We start from the raw sequence: 20,186 nt of genomic DNA on the forward strand, positions 1-20,186 counted from the left end.
AAAAAAAGCGCCCCTCAGGTCGCTTCCTTTGTTGTTTCAGTGAGTAACGGAATTACTGCGGCATCTTATCGAGTTCACCCCACGTCATATCACGAACGGCATCGCTGAAGCTGCGCTCACCTTCGAGGGCAACACGGTTTGCCTGATCCAGGCGCTTGGCAGTAGCGTCCATCGCTTGCCGCTCGCCGAGCAAGTCGGCGCGCAGCCGCTGCAGTAATGATGTTGTCTGTTGAAGCTCCATCGCCATCTCTTCGCTGTTCGAACCGCCCTCCTGAGCTCCTCGTTCAAGTTGCGTCAGCAACTCGTCGCGGCGAACGACCAGGGCGTTCACTTGCGATGAGACCCTGTTAAGTTCAAGTCCTGTTGCCGTGCCAGCTTCCACCCCTTTGCCAGCCAATATTTCCATGGCATGTCCGAGCGAACGCCGACTTTTTTCAACACTGAGCACATGGGCCAAAGCCGAAGTTTCCGTCTGCCTGGTCCGCTCGCCGGGTATCGAGTACACCATTTCGCTAGCCTGGCGCATGGCCTTTACATCTTCATCCAGGGCCTGATGATTTCGTTTGAGCGACGCAAATGCACCCCGCACACTTTCTCCATCGGCGTTGCGGTCATCAATTTCAGGCGCTGGCAATTCAGGAATGCGCAAAAGCAGTCTGTCTACATGCGCGGACGCCGTCCCATAAGCATGCTGGAACGAACCGATAGCATTCGCCTCACGTTCATGCGCCGAATTCATACGCTGAATTTTGCCGTCAAGTTGTCGCCATACGTCATTCGTTGTCAGGGCAGCAGCCTCCCCTGCGGTGCGCATCGTCGCCTCTTTACGCGGCGACGGAGGGCCATACGGAACATCCCCGGCCTGGGTTCTCTGCCCCAGAGCCTGAATACCGGATTGCTGTAATACCCGTAACGGCGACTGCAGCGCTCTGCTTCCGGCTTCCAGCACCTCAATACCTTGCAAACCGTCATAAAGACCGTATCGGAACTGGATTTCCGCTTCGAACAACTGATGCGATGTCGCGCCAGTGGCCGAAACGTTCAGCAGCGGCAGCCCTATTCTTGAAGTCACGGGGTTTTCATCGGTGTTATGTACGGCGATCGCCGCCAGACGGTACAGGTCAGGTGTGTTTTTGATCTTGTCCAGAACGCCGCGCCAATTCAGTTCGCTTGCTGAGGAGCCCGGCAAACCCAGCGCACGTGCCGACGCCTGCTGCTCGCGCGCCAGTAGCGCGTCATTGATGGCGAACCTCGCCTGCGGACGCATCTCGAACACGTATCGCACCTGATTGATGTTGGGCAACGACTGGAAACAGCGCATGACCTGATCGAGGCCAGGTGTTTTGCGACGCAGTTCCGCCATGTCGTTCAGTTTGCTGCCAAGCCCTATATGGCCGATGGCGTGAAAGACTACGGTTTCTAGCGATTCACGCCCGAACAGGTTGAACTCCACCCGCGCTCCGGGAATTGCGCGGGCATGATGCTGGACGGCGCTTTGTTCCTGCTGACGCAATTGATGCAGCATCTCCACTACCGAGGCGCGATCAATTTCGGAGCTCGCCTGCCACACACTGTTGCCTGCGTTCGACATCTCTCGGGCCGCATCAAGGCGCTGACGGCGCAATGCATTTCCATCCAGGGCACCACCGGCTTCAACGTTACGCGCCTTCGAACTTTGTATACGGTCAATCATCTGATTGATTGTCGCGATACGCTCGCTGGGGCTGGTCGAATAAGCGAGCGCACCCAACTCCCCGATATTGTCAGGAAAGGCGCTGGCCAGGCGCTGACGCATCTGGCTCCACTCGTCGGCCGTAATGGGCTTGGCGACTTGCGTATCGAAGGTGCGTTTATAGCTGGCCGTCGACAGGAAGGGGCCGCGGCGCTTATCGTCCACCACGCTATCGGTCGGCAGTTGCACATCGCTTGACGCAACGCGGATGCCGGCGAGCTGCAGGTTACCGTTTCCAGTAGACGCATTTATCAACTTTTGAGGGCGATCGCCGAGCGCTGAAGAGAGCGCGCCTCCCAGATTCAAGTTGCTGTTGAATTCCAGATTGAAATCCGTGCGCCCCTGAAATTCCAGGCCGATAATCTCTGCCCAGGCGTGATCCAGGTGCAACTCCATTTGTCCCCAGTGCGCGCCAGCCTGCGCCGTCGCGCCTACCGACAGCGCCCCCGACGCGGTACTGCGTCGGTTGTCGGCGCCGGATGCAGCAGCATCTGCCGACGGTTTCTGTGGTCCATATTTCTGGCTCAGGCTAAACGGCGATACGCTGACGTTTGCCCCCACCGAGCCATTCAAATTGGTTTCGAACAGATCCAGACCAATCGAACCACCGTTCACGCCAGTGCGCAGGATCTGAGTGCTATCGGGGTGATTGACGTCGAATAACAGCCGCACGAAATCAGAGATCGTCGAAGGCGCGATAATCACGGCGGCGCCTTGACCATGCTGGTATGTCCCGGAAATACCCAGGTTGGCGGAGCCTCCCCACGTTGAGTTCATCGAGCGACCCGGCCGCGAATCAAGAACACGGCCACCAGTGCCAAGGCCTGGCTTGAAGTCGATTCCGACCCCTGACGTCGCTGATACGGAGGCCTTGGCGTGGCGCACAAAAAACGCGACCAACCCGGCATCGCCGTCCTTGCCGTCACCGATGCGCTCCACGCCGAGTACCTGAAGCGCCTCGCCAGTTATGCCGACGCTAAACGCATTAAGATGTTTCCAGTCGGCGCCCCCCAACGACCCGCGAATTTCCAGACCGCGCGACTGCGTCGAGAAAAAGGTACTCCTGTTGAACAGATCCAGGAATAAATCGGACATACGCGCGGCCATTTCGTCCGGCGCGGCATCGGGCGGCAAGCCAAGATTTTTGAGCAACTGGGTGCGGCGTGCCGAGCCCGGCAACGATATCTGTTCGCGAAACGTCGTCACCACATCATCGAAGGCCGCTAATTGAACCCAAGAAGACAGACCGAGTTTGCACAACCCCGGAAGCCTGGCATCTTGCTGAAGCCTCTCCGCCATTTCCAGCGCCTGCGTATCGGTGCTGGTCAACAGCGCATCATAGTCCACCAAACCCGCCATCAACCCTGATGTTCGCAAGCCGTGTGGCGCATGGCTGCTGGCACTGTCAGCGCTTCCATCATCCGCCGGCAAGCGTACGCCAGCACGCATGATTTTTTCGCTGACCTCGCACAAGACGCTCAACAGCTCAGCCTCACGTTCGCCCATACGATCAGCGTGCAGCGCCGCGCCACCCGCCAAGGCTTTAATACTCTGGTTCAGGTTCGGCAAAATATCTTCTGATCTGGACAAGCCGACCGAAGACAGCGCTTTATTCACTTGCGAATGCTGCCGCCGCCATAGCTCGGCCAGCCGGAACGTTGGCGTAGAGGTGGTAGACGTCAGATCGCCAGCACTCTCGCCGTCCCCCATATCGCCCATGATCACGCCTTCATGGAAGCCTATCTTGCGCAAGTCGCGTAACAGCGCTTCCAGCTTCTCTTCCCGCAGGTTCAACAAGCGTTGCGTTTGCTGATGTGACAGCCCGAACTTTTCTCCGTCGGACGGTCCTACGGCTGAAGCGACGCGTACTTGCGCGAGCGTCGGCAACTGTTCGAACAGCGTTTTACCTGACGTATACGCCTGCTTCGCCTCATAATGGAAACTGGCCAGACGCCTCTCCTGGGTTGTCGGCGGCAGTACGACGCCAAGCTTGTGCGCCATTGCCCGCATCGTGTTTTTCGTCACTCCGCCCAACACATCTCTCGCCAATGCGCCAACCTGAGCGCGCGTCGTATCAACCACTGCCTGTACGCTCGACGTCATCGTCAACGGGTTGTTCGCTGCTGTCCCCATCAGCGTCGTAACCGCAGATGCATCATGATGCGGTGTGCTGATACGACTGGCTTGCTGCTGGTTGACGCGGGCGTTGGTGCCTGCAAGGAAGTTCTCCGACGGCAGTTCGTCTGCCTCCGGTTCGGGCTTTACGCGTGCTGGCAAGGGACGATTGTCGTGCGACGTCATTGCAGGCAGCAACGTGTGCCAGTTATCACCCAACTGCAATTGTATTTGCCCAGTTCGAGTGGCGCGAAGATTCGAAGGGTGATCAATCCCCGGCAGAATTATCGGCACCGGCTCCCAGTCATCTTTCGCGCTCAAACGTTTCAACTGAGGTCGCTGGTTACGAGGATGATGCAACACGAGCAACTGATCGTTGAGCCCTATGGCGAGGGCGATGGGGCGCTGCAACAGGGGAAGTCGGCGGACTTTGCCATCCGCGTCGGCGGCGATCAGCAGACCTGATTCCATCAGCGCGACGCTCTGGCGATTGTTGTGAACTGCCAGCGCCTGCACTGGCTCGTCAAACTGCGCGATAAGCCTGGCGCGTAACTCCACTGTATCCGGGATAACCGCCAAAGGTCCCCCCGCAGGATGACGCGGCAGTTCGGCATCAGTCGGCAACCAAGAGGTACGGCCCTCCAGTTTCAGTTCGACGACCTGCCGTGCATCCCCCAATAAAGCAAAAACCGGTTTCCTGTCGATAAATCCCAACGCAGAGGAATAGAGAGCGGTCACACCCGTCAGCGGTTCGCCGCCCGGCTGTCTTAACCGCTCCCATGGCTGGTCAGGAGCCGGTTGATAATGCAGCACGCCGTCGATATGCCCCACCTGAGCATGACCATCAAGCTGAACGTGCGACTGCACAGCCGTCTCCGACGGAACATGCAGCCCCTCGGTGTAGAGCAGCAGCAACGGGCGATCCAGCAGATACGCCGGCCGAAACAGCACCTCGTTCTGCGCTCGCTGCAAGCTCATGCGCCGCCCGTTTTGATCCTGCAACATGAGATGAACAGTGTTGTCCCTGGACAACCCCATGGTGGTCACGGCCCAACCTTTGCCCTGCGCAAAATCGCCAGGTAATTTCAGCCGGTGGGCTTCAACAGGCCCGATGCCTTTCAGATCGGCCTGATAAATACGTCCTTTATCATCGAGGATCAGCGCAGCGTTGCCGCGCGGCAATGGCAGTAAATCAACGGGGCGGGCCGGACTCTGCTCGACCCCCAGGCCGCTGGCTTCTGGCCGCAAAAGCTCGACAGGACGGGAAATGCCATTTGAATGAACCGCGCCCTCATGTAGCCATTGCACCTCGCGACCGGCGCCAATGCGCACCGCCGCGCCTTCGGGAAGCCGTTCGGTCGGCACGGACTCGGCAGACGTGTCGGTTGCGCGCCAGAGTTGCCTGCCGTTGTGTAGATAGACATCGCCATCGGCCTGCAAACCAATCATCCGCAGGGGCTCTCGGGGATCCGCGCCAGGCAGCGTCAATGACGTCCAGCGCTCTTCCATATTTGCGGTATGAACCACACCGCCGCGCTCTATGTATGCTCGATCATGGGAGGACTGCCAGACTCCTGTTAATAATCCTATCGGCGGTTCGGCAAGCCGGGCAGCCACAGCATCGGCAGTTATTTCTCCGCTGATGCCGTATTCAATGTCAGGGTGGACCGTCAAAACGGCCATCAACATGCCTGGTACGGAGGTGAAAAACGCCTCATTACGCGGCGCTAGCGGCTCGTGATGCATGGCGGTATAGCGCACTAGCTTGCCATTGTTATCAAGGCTGGTTTCGCTTTGAACCGACGGTCGCTTTGCCAGCCAGTCATTAATGACGCTCACCCCATCTGTATGACTTCTGATACGAACATGCCTTCCGCGTTGCAACGGCACCGCTTGCAGTCCGAGCACCTGACTATTCAAACTTGCATGAGCCCGATTTCGCATGCCGCCCTTGTGAGACGACGGGCTTTCATCAACCAAGGGCAATGGTTCAGGTAGCTGAGGCGGGCTGTTAGCAGGCGAGACACTGTCTGCATGATGAGGGAGAGGGTTGGCAGTAAATCCGGAAGAGGTAACCTTTACCATCGTTATTATTAAACTCCTGTATATAAAATATATGTCCTGTTTATTTCCCACGAAGAACCAACGGCATCATGCCGAATAGGAGGTGGTCTACATCTCCATTACAAGCTCGTGACTGGAATACTATGGGCTCTACCGATTAGAGTCTTCTTCGTTGCGGTAATAAACGACAGTAACTGAGTGGCTGTGCAGCCAGATCGGTTCCCACGACCGTCATCAAAATGTCACAACGAGTCTGGCCTGACCACCACTCCGGCGTGTTCTCTTTGGCAAGGCAGGGCGAATCGCCCAAGGACTGCTTCGCACATATCTGGTAATACTTGATGAACTGGGGTATTTGCCTTTATGCCAAAGCGGTGGCGCACTGCTATTTCACCTGCTGTCCAAGCTGTACGAACACACCAGCGTGGTCATCACCACTATGGACAGTGTTAGGCAAGCAGTGCCCGCAGTGATGGCCTTTAGGTATGGCTTGAAGGCTATTCAGACAAGGGAGTGAAAGCTTAATTTATTTTGTTTACACCATCTTATTTATACGAGACACCCCTTCAGATGCAATTATCTTAACGAGGTCTTCACGAGTGCTGACTACTGGATTACTTATGAAGTTTCTTACCCAACGATACAGATACTCGACGTAGCCAACAAATCTCTCTGCATGGGACAAGACAGCGTGGCGATCGTTATCTGACAGTCCAATTGCCATCCAAGAAATAATTAAATTATTCGTATATGAGTCTGAATTAATTATTGCAGGATGTTGGTCGTCGATTAAATTTCCTTGCAGGATATTCCATAAAAATTCCGTAGTGCCTTTTTGCAAACAGTTTTGCGAGAAAGAGATCAGTAGCGTGTCAGGAACAACCAAATCAAGTACCAAGTTTAATCCCGAGGCCGTGATTAACTCAAACTGAGTACCTGTCTGGGTCGGAGCGGGTAACCGCAGGTCTTCGGCCAACGATTTAATTACCTTGGTAAAGTTATTGATATTCATAGTGCCTCAAAACGTAGATAAAGCAGAGCAGGACAGTCCGTTGATACGGGTTATTAAGTTTGCCTATAGAAGAGTAGGTGGTTCGCCGCTCTTTTTCAGTTCCATTGCAACGAGTAAAATCTTCAATCAGGTGTCGCTGAGTGAGTTGCATCTCGATGTCCAAGAAACACTGGCGGTATGCAGTCTATATCACGGTGGAGGCTTGCTGGGGTTATCCGGGTTCAAGGGCAATGGCTCAAAAGTACGGTAAGCGGTTACTTCAGTTACCACGCGGTACCACGGACGCGAACTTACTGGTCGCATCTGGTGTGACCGACACTAGGTAGGAAAAGAGGAATAATTAAGCGCGCTGCGATTAAAATGTTGGTCTTTTTCATCGCATTCCCATCCAATCTACTGGTTGCTCGGCGAAGCGGCAGTGATGTTTAAAATGGCAAGCATGGGAGCGAAATCAAGAGCTAAGCTGGCAGATGACTTTGGCCTTGGCATCATTGGACTCTTCATTGTCGTACCTGCAACCTTAATCGGCGCAGTGATCACAGCATCGTTTTTTGGTGGAAAATGAGTCCCCGCGGGAGGAGCTAAATGCTTAACAAACCATCCAGCAGCCTCAGAAGGTCTACCAGATGCCTAAACAGACGAACTTTACGTCCACGACCTATGGCTAAATGACCGACACCAACTGCCGCCAGGAAAAGAATGACCATGACCGAAGAAGAAATGCGTCAAGCATTGTTTGGCTCGGGCGGGCCAACAGTGCGCTTAGCCGCTCCACAAGCTCATCCAAATACAGGCAACAACCAATCTGCGAAAGCCGCCGCCAAGCGAAAGATGGCCAGGAATTTCGTACCAAAGCTCGTGGTAATGTTACGTGTAGGTAACGAGTATGAAGGCACGACGGAGTTGATCACACACGAAGCCGACACGCTCAGCCGCCTTCAGGCTGAAGTAGATGCAATGAAGATTGCACGCAAGAAATACAGGTACGTGGAGCTGGTATCGGTCAAGCCCGCCAATTAAATCTGTTAATTTATACAGGCAGTGAGTCAGTCTTTTACTTTGACGGTCGTTGAATCCTCAGGCCGCTGGCCGCGCCGGTCGTAGAGGCGGGTGGTACTGATGTTCGCGTACCCTAGCCACATCTGCACCTTCGATATCGGCGTCATGCTCCAGAGCATTGGTCGCCGCCGTTGCTCGCAAACCATGCACACCCAACCGCTCGACCTCGATGCCTGCCACGCGTGCCCACTGCGCAACAATGGTGTAAAGACCATTCGCAGTGGCACCGGTGCCGGTGGTTGTGCCACGCATCGAGCGAAAAAGCGGACCTGGCACGGCAGCACGTTCAACATCCTTTCCAGGTACGCATAAATGCGCTCAGCTGCCAATGGATAAAGGTGCAGAAAGCGGGTCTTGCTGCCTTTGCCATGCACCCGCAGGTGCTTGATGCCACGTCGCTCCTACAGATCGCCGGTCTTCAGTTGCGGCGCTTTTTGTAGGTTTTCGAAATTAATGCGACTAAAATTCCTCCATCGAACTGAGCGAAGCGGATGGCAAACTCTACGGCCGTGGCACTGCGGACATGAAAGGCTACATTGCCTGCGTGCTGGCGCTGGTTCCGGCGTTTACCCAGGCATCGCTGCACATGCCGGTGCATATCGCGCTGTCCTACGACGAGGAAGTGGGTTGCCTGGGCGTACGCTCGTTACTGGCATCGCTTCAGTCGCGGCCGGTGAAACCGATGCTGTGTGTGATCGGCGAGCCGACGGAGTTGCAGCCGGTGCTGGGCCACAAAGGCAAGGTCGCGATGCGCTGCGATGTACAGGGTGCCGCCTGCCACTCGGCCCACGCGCCCATTGGCGTTAACGCCATTGAATATGCGGCGCAGTTGATCGGCGAGCTGGGTCGCCTGGGCGAGGCGTTACGGGTGGCTGATGCCCTTGACGAGCGCTTTGATCCGCCGTTTTCGACCATTCAGACCGGCGTGATCAGCGGCGGCACGGCGTTGAACATCGTGCCCGAACAGTGCCGTTTCGATTTCGAAGTGCGTGCGCTCCCCACCCTGGACCCGCAGCAGATCGTCACTGCCATGCACGCCTACGCCGCGCAAAAACTGTTGCCGGCCATGCAGGCGGTCAGTGCCCGGAGCGAGATCCGGTTCACTGAACTGTCGAGCTATCCGGGGCTGGATATTCCCCTGCACAGCCAGGCGGCGGAATTGATTGCCGGTTTTTGCGGCTCCCGAGCGTTTGGCACGGTGGCGTTCGGAACCGAAGGCGGGTTGTTCGACCAGTCAGGCATCCCGGCAGTGGTCTGCGGGCCGGGTAGCATGGAGCAGGGGCACAAGCCGGACGAGTTCATCAGCGTCGCGCAACTTGACGCCTGTGACGAGATGCTCAAACGTGTACTGGCGTTCGCGTCGCGGCCATGAATCGCCGCGGATTTCAGTGATACAGTTGCGCGCCGAAATACGCTAACGTCTCGGCGCGCCAGTCATGGACTGGCCACTCTTCCCGGCTATTCGAACGTTCTATGGATGGAAGCATGACTGACAAACGTCCCCTTACTCGCTGGTCCCTGGCCGCAACTCTATTGCTGTGTGTTGGCACGTCGGCGTTCGCTCAGGACTCGGCACTGCATTCCGGCAAATACGAGCAGTTGATGCTGGCCGTGACGCCTGATCATCAAGTCGAAGGCTACTACGCGGAAGAACGAGGCGAAGATCCGCCCTTCAGTTGCGCGTTCTATCTAAAAGGCAATGTCGAGGCTGGCAAAGACGTGGCGGTATCCTCATGGTCCGACGGAGCCTATCCGGGAACACTAAAGCCCTCGACTGACGGCGTAACGCTGACCATCGAACAAGGCCAGCAACACTCTGGCTGCCTGAATGTGCTGATGCCCGACATCGCCACCGGCCTGGACCTGACCCAAACGGCCAGCAAACAGTGGATAAGTCTGGTGAAAGTCAAAGCCGACAAGGCGTGGCTACAGAAGACGCCAAATGCCAAGGCCACTCGTGGCGCTTACATCGTCAAAGGTGATGTTGTCGGGGTTCTGGCATTCAAGGATGGCGCGGCTCAGGTCTAGTTCATCAATGCGGATGATCGCTCCTTTTTCGGGTGGATTGGTCAGGACCAGTATGCGCGGTTGGTAGTGCCCGGACGCTGATTGCAGATAGACCTGACAGCCACGACCGCAAATCCGGTAACTGTCAGATCAAATCTGAGCTTTTCACTCTCACTTGCCTTCAAATAAAGCCACACCCGTGATGAATAGGTTACGTGCCTGAATGCTCGTAACCGTTCGACCAAGTCATCTAGCAGAATTGCCTTCGCTCACAAGACCTCTGCCAATGCAACTGTGCGCGAGTCAGTGGCGCCACGATCCTTGGGGTAACTCACACTGCCGTTGTGCTGCGGCCAAGGCAATCTTCAATCCTTCCTTATCCAATGGTATGCAATAGGCGGGTTGCCAAACTGCTGCACGGCGAGGAAAACGTAGTCTGCGCCGACGCAGGTTACACCGGGGTCGAGAAGCGCGAAGAACACGCTGGGCGCAAGGTCATTTGGCAGATTGCCGCCCGCCACAGCACTTACAAAAAGCACGGAAAACGCAGTATTTTGTACAAGGCGATCCGCAAAATCGAGAAGGCCAAGGCCCAGGTTCGCGCCAAGGTCGAGCATCCGTTTGGGGTCATCAAACGCCAGTTTGGCTATGAAAAAGTGCGCTTTCGGGGCTTGGCCAAGAACACCGCGCAGATGGTGACGTTGTTCGCCCTGTCAAACCTGTGGATGGCCGGCCGACATTTGTTGGCGAGCGCAGGAGAGGTGCGCGTGTAATGCAGGAAATGGTTACCGCAAAAGGCTTTGCAGCGGCCGAAAGAGCTAAAAAGCGAAGATAATTGAGCAAATTTCGACATGCATCGTTTTTTGAAAAGTGCTGAGGACTCGGTAGCCGGAAAACATCCGGCTACTTCAGACCTTCCCTAGAGGGTGTAGACAAAATAAATTAAACTTTCACTCCCTTGTCTGAATAGCCCTCAAGCCATGCCTAAAACCGGACGTCCTCGCTCGATTGCCGCCGAGCACTATCCCGTGCTGGTGAAACTCGCTCATGCACAGCCCTATTCCAGCCAGGCCGAATTGGCGCTCGTATTCTTCGCCGAAACCGGTATCACTGCGCATCCCGACACCTTTGCAAAAGCGTTGAAAATGGCAGGGATTACGCGTGTAAAGCAGCGGGCCAAGGGAAGTTTTCAGTCACCTGAACCTAATAAAGCCTATGGCTACAATGAAACCCACCGCCGCCAACTGCCGGAGCAGCTATATCCGAGTTGCTTGACAGATACCGAGTGGGCACTGGTCGCCGACCTGTTTGAAAGCCAGGGCGGACGAGGAGTGCCACCGCTTCACTCTCGGCGCACGTTGCTGGAAGCCTGTTGCTATGTCGTACGCACGGGGTGCTCATGGCGAATGCTACCCCGCGATTTTCCTCATTGGGACAATGTCTACAAAACGTTCCGCCGGTGGAGCGCTCAAGGCAAGTTCGAGCAAATGCATGATCGCTTGCGAGCTCAATGGCGTGAGCGGGAAGAACGCGCTGACAGCCCGTCAGCAGCGATCCTGGATTCACAGTCGACCCGCAGTTCTCCTCAAGGCGGTGACAGCGGCTACGACGCAGGCAAAAAAGTGAAGGGGCGTAAACGAAGTCTGATTGTCGATACATTGGGCCTGCTGCTGGCTGTCAGTATCAGTGCTGCAAGCGTGCAGGATCGTGACGCGGCGGATGATGCGGTGGCGTACTCGAAGGAAAAATATCCGTCACTGAGCACGCTTTTTGTTGATAGTGCGTACGCAGGAAAATGGGCACAGCGCACCCATCAACTGCACGCTATCGATGTTCAAGTGATCCGTGGCCCGAATAACAGAAGAACAGGGCAATGGCACTCTGAACAAGGCGATCTATTTTCCGTGGAGCCTGTTCAGACTGGATTTGTGGTCATGCCCAAGCGATGGGTAGTGGAGCGAACTCATGCCTGGAATGAGAGAGCTCGGCGACTGATCATGCATCATGATCGCCTTTTTGCGGTAAGCGAGGCATGGGTTTGGTTGGCCGAGGCTCGAATACTCGCGCGCCGACTCACTACATGATTTTGTCTACACCCTCCTAGAGGGAGAGTTAGGCGCGGTATTGCTTATGCGTACCACACGGAAGATATCCATTACGGACTATGGGGTTTATTATTACAAGACCTGCCGCAGCATTTTCGATCTGCTACATGAAAGTGCAGAGGTAGCGTCGAATGTTATTCATAATCCTGAGGGGGTTCTGAATATTTCCATGCCGCGCTCGTTTGGTATCTTTGGCTTCCTGCCAACACTCGAAAAATTTTATCGGATCCACCCGAAAATAAGAGTAGACGTGTCGATCAGCGACTCACTGGTGGACTTTTCCGAGAACCGTTTCGATGCAGCTGTGCGTTTGGGCGTACTGTCCGACTCCTCTCTCGTGGCACGCCCTCTCAGGCCTTACAAACTGGTTTTGTGTGCCTCCCCGGCATATTTGGCTAGAAAAGGTCGGCCAGCCACCCCCAAGGATCTGATCGTGCATGATTGTATCGCGACGTATTTTGATGAGTACAGGACGGCTTGGAATACGTTGCAGAACACGTGGGAGTTTTTATGCGCCGATGGCGAATTCATTAAGGTTTCAGTCCCTGCAAGAATGCAAGTCAATGATGCGCAAGGGGTCTGCATCATGGTGTTGAGTGGGCAAGGCATCGCCTTGCTTCCAGAGATAATCGTAAGCGCCCACCTGACAGAAGGTCGATTGATTGAACTGCTTCCGGATTACCAGATTCCATCCCGGCCGATGAGCCTGGTGTATCGTAAGAACTCCCTTATGCCTTTCAAGTTGAAAGCATTTATCGGATTTCTCATGGACGAATTTAGCTGATACCAAGGTGTGGGCTATATAATTTCCTTAGCTGCACTTCGTATTGCTAATTCAGTCGCGGAATGCTGACTATTTTACTTAAGAAAACTCTGAAAAGACCTCTAAATTTGGCGCTATAGCTGATCTCAACTGTCGAGACGCCTGATGAGGCAGAGATGCGCCTGTGGTGCGAAAAAGCGCCTTGGAAAGGTGTTGTTCGAAGGAAAAACGATGTTTCTGTTCCAGGCAGAGGCGGTCCCTTATAAGGGGCAATTCCCCACTCACACCCTGTATCCATTCCCCACTCACCCCCATCACTTAAATAAAGCACGATACCCGCCCATCGCTCATATCAAGGAATGATCCATGTCGCTGGCTATCGTCCATAGTCGTGCCCAGGTCGGGGTGGAAGCCCCGGCGGTTACTGTTGAAGCGCATCTGGCCAACGGCCTGCCGGCCCTGACGCTGGTGGGGCTGCCGGAAGGGGCGGTCAAGGAGAGCAAGGACCGGGTGCGCAGTGCCATTCTCAACTCCGGGCTGGATTTTCCGGCGCGGCGGATCACGCTCAACCTTGCGCCGGCTGATTTGCCCAAGGATGGCGGGCGGTTTGATCTGGCGATTGCGCTGGGTTTGCTGGCCGCCAGCGGGCAGGTGCCGCTGGTTGCGTTGCAGGATGTTGAATGCCTGGGCGAGTTGGCGCTGTCGGGGGCGATTCGGCCGATTCAGGGGGTGCTGCCTGCTGCGCTCGCGGCACGTGCTGCGGAGAGGACGCTGATCATTCCTGCGGTGAACGCCGAGGAAGCGTGTTTGGCGTCGGGGCTGCGGGTGATTGCGGTGAATCACTTGCTGGAGCTGGTTGCGCATTTCAACGGGCGCACGGTGATTGCGCCGTATCAGTCCAGCGGCTTGCTGCATCAGCCCAAGCCGTATCCGGACCTCAGCGAAGTGCAGGGGCAGACTGCCGCAAAGCGTGCGTTGGTGATTGCCGCTGCCGGGGCGCACAACCTGTTGTTCAGTGGGCCGCCTGGCACCGGCAAGACGCTGCTCGCCAGCCGCCTACCGGGTTTGTTGCCGCCGCTGGACGAGCACGAAGCGCTGGAGGTGGCGGCGATTCAGTCGGTTGCCAGCCAAGTGCCGCTGACCAGTTGGCCGCAGCGGCCGTTTCGACAGCCGCATCACTCGGCGTCCGGGCCGGCATTGGTGGGCGGTGGCTGTAGGTTATCGAATTAAATGCAAAAAAATCGAAATAGCTGCGACTGACTGATTTTGCGTATTTCGCCAACTTCAATACTAGCCCCCTCTGCCGGTCGTCGGCTCCCTGTAGCTCAGGGGCTTAACCAGCTCTTGCCAACAGGACGAATGTCGCGCAACCTGCTACCATGTAGTCCACTCAATGCGCGGCCTAAAGGCCCCTAAAATCAGACCATTCAGATGAAAGCGGACGAGTTGAACAAAGTAAAATCGGATTTAGTCCAGGTGGCCAGGCTAGCCCTTAGCGAAAAAAACGAGGATGTACGACTCTTTGTTGCACGTCTTGTCAGGCAGTATCGCGGAATGGAGCCAGAGCTAGCTGAGCAGTTGGAAACCTTCCTTCGCACCATCGCTCCCAGCGGTAATGGGCACTTCATGCGCCGAGAAGCCCCATCGAAAATCGAAGGGGGAGTGTTGCCGGTAGACAATGAGTCGAAGCTATCGCTCCTCAAGGTCTTCAATGATGGACCCGAGTTTCCGGCGCCCATGCTGGACAACGTTGTGCAAGCCAGCCTAGCGCAGCTGATTAAGGAGAGAAAACAGACCAGTAAACTGCTTTCTCTTGGCCTGCAGCCCACCAGATCATCGGTGTTTGTGGGCGCTCCAGGCGTAGGAAAAACCATCACGGCGCGCTGGATAGCAGCGCAACTTGGCGTGCCGCTATTCGTGCTTGATCTGACTGCGGTGATGAGCAGCCTCCTTGGCAAAAGCGGTGCGAATATTAGAGCCGCCCTTGATTATGCCAAGCGAACGCCATCGGTTTTGTTCCTTGATGAAATTGATGCGATTGCGAAGCGGCGTAGCGACGACAGCGACATCGGCGAATTAAAGCGCCTGGTCACCGTCATCCTTCAAGAAGTTGATGACTGGCCTTCTTCGAGCCTGCTGCTCGCAGCGACGAATCACCCTGAGCTTATTGACCCTGCCCTATGGCGCCGATTTGACCTAGTGATTGAGTTCAAAACGCCAGATGCCGAGGCGGTGGCAGTAGCGATCAAGCGCTTCCTAGGGACGGACCTTCCACGCTTTGAAAAATGGATAGGGGTACTTTCGTATGCCTACCAGAAACACTCTTTCAGTGATATTGAGCGTGATATGCAGCGCTTTCGTCGGTCCCTAGCGCTAGGCAGCAGTAATGCGGAGAAGCTGGTGGAAGACATCGTACGCCTGAAGACGCCGCATCTAGAGCGCGCAGAACAGATTGAGTTTGCCCTGCTACTTGATAACGAAACATCTCTCTCGCAACGCGCTATCCACGAAATAACTGGCGTGAGCCGGGACACAATTCGCAAGCACCGCTCTGTTACCTCAACTCCTGTTAAACGATCATCACGGACGAGTACCACTGTATGAGCCAAACGAACTTCCTCATTGGACGGGGTGAGCTCCTTACCCAAAGCATTAAGGGTGTTGGAAGGAAAATTGATAAGGCCGATGCGTACACCTTCAAGCGAGCGAAGGAACGACTTTCTGAGCAAGCGAACGAAGCAGCAGCCTCGCTCGACAATCTTTCTCCGGCCGCATGCCCTCAGGATTTCGGTGTTGCTAGGCTAGTCCTGAACCCGAGCTATATCGCTAAGTCGCTCTACCCGGCAAACATGTTGCGGGCGGTGGGCCTTGAATCTATCGGAAGCCGGAAGGTCAAGGTCACTCCTGAAAGCTGGACGAGGAAGACAGCACCAAGAGAAACGACGACCACCGAGATTTTTGTTGCTGGTAAGCGTAGAGCCTTTAGGGCCTTCAGTCAGTGGATGGAAACCGTCGAGCGCGAGTCAGATGAAGCCCTCGAGCTGACTAGGATCGAAAGCATCCTCGCATTCGAGCCTGAAGGCCGGATCGTGAACCCTGGTTCAGCCCAAGACACGTATTTTGAATGCGGCCTCCACATGCTGCCCGCCCAAGACAGCACCTTTATTCAGCAGGCATTCGTAGCGTTCGCTACTGAGCGAGGTGTGACCGTTCATAGCGATTTGGGATTCGAAGTCGGGAATCTGTGGTTCGTTCCGGTGCAAGGGAAGCAAACAAGCACACTTTTGCTAGCGGAATTTGTCTTCCTACGAGTGATTAGGCCAGTTCCCAAGATGCGAGGATTGTTGCCGACCACAAAACGTAGCGGGCCGTCTGTTGGGTGCATGCTTCCAACACAAGGACCTTTGTCTTCTGATCCACGAGTTGCGATTCTCGATGCGGGGCTTCCACAGGAACACTCCATCGGCAGATGGCTGAACAACTATCGAGTCCTTGATGAAAAAGCCGGTGACGATCCAGAAGGACCGGAGCATGGCCTGGCGGCAACGTCAGCGTTTCTCTTTGGTCCAATCGAACCCGAAGGTAGCGCAAATCGGCCCTACTCATTTGTGGATCATCTGCGCGTCCTAGATGAGGGAGCCAGTCTCGAAAATCCACTGGAGCTGTATCGCACGTTGGGTCATGTCGAGGAAGTTCTACTATCTCGACAGTACGAGTTCATCAATCTGAGCATTGGCCCCGATGTCGCCATCGAAGATGATGATGTTCACGCGTGGACCTCGGTGATTGACCACCTGCTAAGCGATGGCAGCACATTCATGACCATCGCCGCAGGGAACAACGGCACTCGTGACTCAATAGTCCAATTGGATAGGGTGCAGGTACCCTCAGACTGCGTTAACGCGGTCACCGTAGGCGCCGCAAACTGCACTAGTAGTGCTTGGGCACGGGCTTCCTACAGCGCACGCGGTCCGGGGCGTAGCCCCGGCGTCATTAAGCCAGACCTCATGGCTTTCGGAGGCGGGAAACAATACTTCCACGCGCTTGCTCCAGGCATTAAACATAACCTAGTGCCGCTGCTAGGGACCAGCTTCGCAGCGCCTTACGTACTTCGTGCAGCGGTGGGTGTACGGGCTATTTTGGGGCCGGACTTGTCGCCGCTCGCGATCAAGGCATTGCTGATCCATGCAGCTGATCGCAATGGCCACGATACGATCGATGTTGGCTGGGGAAAAATCCCCGAAGACCTCATGCAGGTGATCACTTGCCCATCAGGTGTGGCCCGCATCGTGTATCAAGGAGAGCTGAAGCCTGGTAAATACATCCGGGCCCCAATCCCCCTTCCTCCGGAAGCGCTCACAGGCAAAGTAAAAGTCAAAGCCACCTTCTCATTCGCTTCGACAACGGATCCTCAAGACTCCGCCTCGTATACGCGAGCAGGGCTTGAAGTGACCTTCCGCCCCCACAAGGGCAAGATCGAAGACGGTGCAGCCAATGCCAAGTCTAAGTCGTTCTTTCTGAAAAGGACGTTTGCGACGGAGGAAGAGCTGCGCTCAGATGCTGGGAAATGGGAGACCGTACTTCACGACTCCAAGTCGATGTATGGCTCAAGCCTCAAGGATGCAACCTTCGACATCCATTACAACGCACGACACAATGGCCGCACGGCAGATAAGGCGGATAAGATCAGGTATGCCATGATTATCACCTTGGAAGCACCCAAGCACCCCAACCTGTTTAATGAAATTCTAGAAGCCTACTCGGCCTTGGTTGAAATACAGCCACAGGTCGCGCTCCCTGTCAGGGTATAAGCGCTCATCACAGGACTTCATGCTCCACCAACGCTTAATGTGCCCAATATAGTTTGCAAGGAAAGCAAATGGATAAGTACATCATCCTGAAAAAGCCGCTCTCTTCAGCTAGTTCGATGAAACGAAACATTGTGGAGGCAGGTAGGGAGAGACCGTCACTGGTTATCGAGCGCTTGCAGCGTCACGAAGCTGCTGAACTGAGTAGAGATCCTGGAATTCTCGCGATCTCTAGACCCATGAAAATCAAGCTGATCAGGCCGCTGATTTCGGCTGCAGAACCTGAACACGCTGGTGATGCATGGGGCGTTGCAGCGGTTAATGCCCATCTCTCAACATACACCGGCTCCGGCGTCAGAGTGGCGGTGCTCGACACTGGCACTGATCGTAGGGACTGTTTCAGTCCTGGGTTTGATGCCAGCGACTTTGGTCACGGCTTGGTGAGTGCGCCCATTTGACCACCAACTACACCATAGGCAGCTTTTTCGCATCACGTTTAAATAGCCAAAATCATGAATGAATTGAACAGAAAAAACGCCCTTGCGAAGCTGGTTGAGGAATTGGACCGGCTTCACCTGCCACCCTCTCCAGGGGCCGAGACCAATATTGAAAAAACTGGGCCCTTCGACTTCGTGACCGTTCGGGATGGACACCAAAGGCACTTTAACTCTGCTGCCAATCGGGCTCTGTTGGCACTAGCGCAAGCTTGGCAGAAAGAGGTACCTCGACTTGCAATAAAGGTGGAAACCAAAGAGTTGGTGACTTTACTGCGTCAAACGGTGGCTGACTTTCATGCCGCCGGCAAACTAGGCGAGGATGCTAAGCAAAATTTGCTAGCAATCGATGAGTACGTCCAGCAGATCCTCAAGCAGACAACAACCAATTTCGCTCACTCGTTCCCGGCGCGTACAGCCGAGATGGAGTACATCGAGCCGTTCGTCATTGGACCGGTCACTATCATGACCCGAGAGCAATGGCTCGATACAGTAGATTTCAGTAGTGGAACCAAGCAGTACACCATCGACGGCGAAGAGGCAAATCGAGGCTGGAAAGAGGCTGTGCTTCAAGAGCTATCGCCAAGAAAAAGCCCTGCATCAACAGACGCTGAGCCAATGCCGTCGCTGGCCGCATCAATGTACGGTCCTCTCAAAAGCGGCCGCTCTATGGTGCGGGTCACCCTGACTGGCTATGAAAGATCTCTGTCATCAAAGGCAGCCAGACATATCTGCAAAACGGCGCTGGATGGGCTGTCATTGATCTTGGGTGGTAACTCCAACTTTCACATACAGACCCTGGCCGATGAGCGAATGGCGCCAGTCTCGCACCACACGATCATTGAAGAAAATGGCTTCCTCCTCTCGCCAGGCTTTGGTTTAACTCCACAAATTCCCATCTGGAATGGTCCTCGAGTGAAGAAAGAGCTCGAGAAAGATCGATACCGCGCCCCTCAAGACGCGCTTGCCAACATCCTGCATGGTCTGGTTACGCCCGACTCGCACCGCCATCCCCTACTGGCAATGCGTTGGGCAACAGCCCTAGATTGGCTAGCTGAAGGAACGCGCGAGGTAAACGAAGCTATCGCCCTCGCGAAAATCGGCACCAGCCTAGATGTCCTAACAGAGGGTGGGAAATTTGGAAAGATTCTGGACATGCTGACCCATCTGACTGGCTGGAGTGAGGAGAAAGAATTCCAGGTCGGTCCCTACCCTCGCACACTCCGATCACTGGTGAAAGAACTGTACGACCACTGCCGCTCCAAAATCCTGCACGGCAACGTCTTTGACCGACTGCAATCTTTTACAGAGATGCGCTCAGTCGGTGCTGAGTTGGCACGAATCGCTCTGATGGAGTGTGCGCTGCGCTTACAACGATATGAGGGCGAAGATGGCCATACCGTTTTTCGTGATATTCCCGCTAGCCCGCCCCAACCCGAGTGACTGAATAGCAGAACGAGGCTTGTGTAGGCTCTTGAAATTAATGGGAAGTTTCCGAAAAAAATACGACTGGTCGCATGCCCGTAATCGGCTATGGTTCGCTTAACCAGAAAAAACTAAGCAGCGTAAAGGAGATTAGCGGTCATGGAATGCACCACAACCACGCTCGAGGTTTACGGGCAGAACAACGCAAGCCTGGGTGTACTAGACGCCAAAGGCAACGTCTGGTCTGGAGACATCATAATATTCAGGTTTGTCGGCGATCATGTCTACTCAATCCACGAGCGATATCTTCGACTGATGCGATGTGCTACTGGCCGGAAACCGCAACAGCGGTAGCGGTAAGACTGCGAGAAGACGACACATGCGAAATTGCTGCGCCGCTGGGGCTTGAAGATCTTTTCGACTTGGTTATCCGGCCAGCCGGGAGATTTGGCTCGGAGAAAACTGCTATCTATCAAGACTGCTTCAAGTCCAAAGGCTGGCTGAAGGCTTGGCCAATGCTCAAGCTTGCGATCTCGTAGCTACCTCCCAGCTCCTCGTCAAGGCGACTTAACCGGGCGCTTATGATGATCGGACGTGGTTGC

General features: G+C 55.1%; 11 protein-coding genes and 7 pseudogenes. 14 read left to right on the forward strand and 4 right to left on the reverse strand.

The window, feature by feature from the left end; translation table 11 throughout:
• Window positions 1-52: 52 nt before the first annotated feature.
• Entirely contained in the window at window positions 53-5,791 is a 5,739-nt protein-coding gene (locus FFH21_RS00550; RefSeq protein WP_041924695.1) for a hypothetical protein, read from the reverse strand.
• A 406-nt stretch (window positions 5,792-6,197) separates the two neighbouring features.
• On the opposite strand from FFH21_RS00550, the pseudogene FFH21_RS30375 reads away from it, so the two are divergent.
• Window positions 6,198-6,350: pseudogene (locus FFH21_RS30375) on the forward strand (ATP-binding protein); the annotation flags it as partial.
• Window positions 6,351-6,446: 96 nt separating this feature from the next.
• On the opposite strand, the gene FFH21_RS00560 reads toward FFH21_RS30375, so the two are convergent.
• Window positions 6,447-6,923 (reverse strand): hypothetical protein, encoded by a 477-nt coding sequence (locus FFH21_RS00560; protein ID WP_004662330.1) that lies wholly within the window; start codon window positions 6,921-6,923, stop codon window positions 6,447-6,449.
• A 421-nt stretch (window positions 6,924-7,344) separates the two neighbouring features.
• On the opposite strand from FFH21_RS00560, the gene FFH21_RS30380 reads away from it, so the two are divergent.
• Window positions 7,345-7,488 (forward strand): hypothetical protein, encoded by a 144-nt coding sequence (locus FFH21_RS30380; protein ID WP_223810060.1) that lies wholly within the window; start codon window positions 7,345-7,347, stop codon window positions 7,486-7,488.
• Window positions 7,489-7,622: 134 nt separating this feature from the next.
• Window positions 7,623-7,943 carry a hypothetical protein gene (locus FFH21_RS00570; RefSeq protein ID WP_004662327.1) on the forward strand — a complete coding sequence of 107 codons (321 nt, stop codon included), beginning with the start codon at window positions 7,623-7,625 and terminating at the stop codon, window positions 7,941-7,943.
• Between the two features lie 26 nt (window positions 7,944-7,969).
• On the opposite strand, the pseudogene FFH21_RS00575 reads toward FFH21_RS00570, so the two are convergent.
• A pseudogene (locus tag FFH21_RS00575) lies at window positions 7,970-8,419 on the reverse strand (tyrosine-type recombinase/integrase); the annotation flags it as partial.
• A 38-nt stretch (window positions 8,420-8,457) separates the two neighbouring features.
• On the opposite strand from FFH21_RS00575, the pseudogene FFH21_RS00580 reads away from it, so the two are divergent.
• Window positions 8,458-9,354, forward strand: a pseudogene (locus FFH21_RS00580) (acetylornithine deacetylase); the annotation flags it as partial.
• Between the two features lie 113 nt (window positions 9,355-9,467).
• Window positions 9,468-10,091: pseudogene (locus FFH21_RS00585) on the forward strand (hypothetical protein).
• A 201-nt stretch (window positions 10,092-10,292) separates the two neighbouring features.
• Here the strand turns inward: FFH21_RS00585 and FFH21_RS30385 are convergent.
• Window positions 10,293-10,394, reverse strand: a pseudogene (locus FFH21_RS30385) (NADP oxidoreductase); the annotation flags it as partial.
• Here FFH21_RS30385 and FFH21_RS00595 point away from each other — a divergent pair.
• From FFH21_RS00595 to FFH21_RS30395, 9 genes and pseudogenes are all read left to right on the forward strand, one after another.
• A pseudogene (locus FFH21_RS00595) lies at window positions 10,388-10,762 on the forward strand (IS5/IS1182 family transposase); the annotation flags it as partial. The pseudogenes FFH21_RS30385 and FFH21_RS00595 overlap by 7 nt on opposite strands.
• 207 nt (window positions 10,763-10,969) lie before the next feature.
• Window positions 10,970-12,073, forward strand: coding sequence for an IS5-like element ISPsy19 family transposase (locus tag FFH21_RS00600; RefSeq protein WP_004663854.1), 1,104 nt, complete (start codon window positions 10,970-10,972; stop codon window positions 12,071-12,073).
• A gap of 46 nt (window positions 12,074-12,119) precedes the next feature.
• Window positions 12,120-12,878 (forward strand): LysR substrate-binding domain-containing protein, encoded by a 759-nt coding sequence (locus tag FFH21_RS00605; RefSeq protein ID WP_234704563.1) that lies wholly within the window; start codon window positions 12,120-12,122, stop codon window positions 12,876-12,878.
• 345 nt (window positions 12,879-13,223) lie between these two features.
• Window positions 13,224-14,075, forward strand: a pseudogene (locus tag FFH21_RS00610) (YifB family Mg chelatase-like AAA ATPase); the annotation flags it as partial.
• Window positions 14,076-14,288: 213 nt separating this feature from the next.
• Window positions 14,289-15,461: an AAA family ATPase gene (locus tag FFH21_RS00615; RefSeq protein WP_041924386.1), complete on the forward strand. Its 1,173-nt coding sequence runs from the start codon at window positions 14,289-14,291 to the stop codon at window positions 15,459-15,461.
• Complete coding sequence (locus tag FFH21_RS00620; protein WP_011167376.1) at window positions 15,458-17,668, forward strand: S8 family peptidase; 2,211 nt, start codon at window positions 15,458-15,460, stop codon at window positions 17,666-17,668. Before FFH21_RS00615 ends, FFH21_RS00620 begins: the two co-directional genes overlap by 4 nt.
• 68 nt (window positions 17,669-17,736) lie before the next feature.
• Entirely contained in the window at window positions 17,737-18,123 is a 387-nt protein-coding gene (locus FFH21_RS00625; protein ID WP_041924387.1) for a hypothetical protein, read from the forward strand.
• A gap of 54 nt (window positions 18,124-18,177) precedes the next feature.
• Window positions 18,178-19,602, forward strand: coding sequence for a hypothetical protein (locus FFH21_RS00630; RefSeq protein ID WP_011167377.1), 1,425 nt, complete (start codon window positions 18,178-18,180; stop codon window positions 19,600-19,602).
• A gap of 302 nt (window positions 19,603-19,904) precedes the next feature.
• Window positions 19,905-20,123 (forward strand): nucleotidyltransferase family protein, encoded by a 219-nt coding sequence (locus FFH21_RS30395; RefSeq protein WP_306110112.1) that lies wholly within the window; start codon window positions 19,905-19,907, stop codon window positions 20,121-20,123.
• Window positions 20,124-20,186 lie beyond the last annotated feature (63 nt).

It is taken from the genome of Pseudomonas sp. KBS0707 (assembly GCF_005937945.2).
Taxonomy (GTDB): domain Bacteria; phylum Pseudomonadota; class Gammaproteobacteria; order Pseudomonadales; family Pseudomonadaceae; genus Aquipseudomonas; species Aquipseudomonas amygdali.

Excerpts from the sequence above, each read along its gene's own strand:
- FFH21_RS00570 (WP_004662327.1), top strand. The coding sequence starts at position 7,623 with ATGACCATGACCGAAGAAGAAATGCGTCAAGCATTGTTTGGCTCGGGC.
- FFH21_RS00605 (WP_234704563.1), top strand. The coding sequence starts at position 12,120 with ATGCGTACCACACGGAAGATATCCATTACGGACTATGGGGTTTATTAT.
- FFH21_RS00630 (WP_011167377.1), top strand. The coding sequence starts at position 18,178 with ATGAATGAATTGAACAGAAAAAACGCCCTTGCGAAGCTGGTTGAGGAA.
- FFH21_RS00550 (WP_041924695.1), bottom strand. The coding sequence starts at position 5,791 with ATGCGAAATCGGGCTCATGCAAGTTTGAATAGTCAGGTGCTCGGACTG.
- FFH21_RS00600 (WP_004663854.1), top strand. The coding sequence starts at position 10,970 with ATGCCTAAAACCGGACGTCCTCGCTCGATTGCCGCCGAGCACTATCCC.
- FFH21_RS30395 (WP_306110112.1), top strand. The coding sequence starts at position 19,905 with ATGTGCTACTGGCCGGAAACCGCAACAGCGGTAGCGGTAAGACTGCGA.
- FFH21_RS00615 (WP_041924386.1), top strand. The coding sequence starts at position 14,289 with ATGAAAGCGGACGAGTTGAACAAAGTAAAATCGGATTTAGTCCAGGTG.
- FFH21_RS30380 (WP_223810060.1), top strand. The coding sequence starts at position 7,345 with ATGTTTAAAATGGCAAGCATGGGAGCGAAATCAAGAGCTAAGCTGGCA.
- FFH21_RS00620 (WP_011167376.1), top strand. The coding sequence starts at position 15,458 with ATGAGCCAAACGAACTTCCTCATTGGACGGGGTGAGCTCCTTACCCAA.
- FFH21_RS00560 (WP_004662330.1), bottom strand. The coding sequence starts at position 6,923 with ATGAATATCAATAACTTTACCAAGGTAATTAAATCGTTGGCCGAAGAC.
- FFH21_RS00625 (WP_041924387.1), top strand. The coding sequence starts at position 17,737 with ATGGATAAGTACATCATCCTGAAAAAGCCGCTCTCTTCAGCTAGTTCG.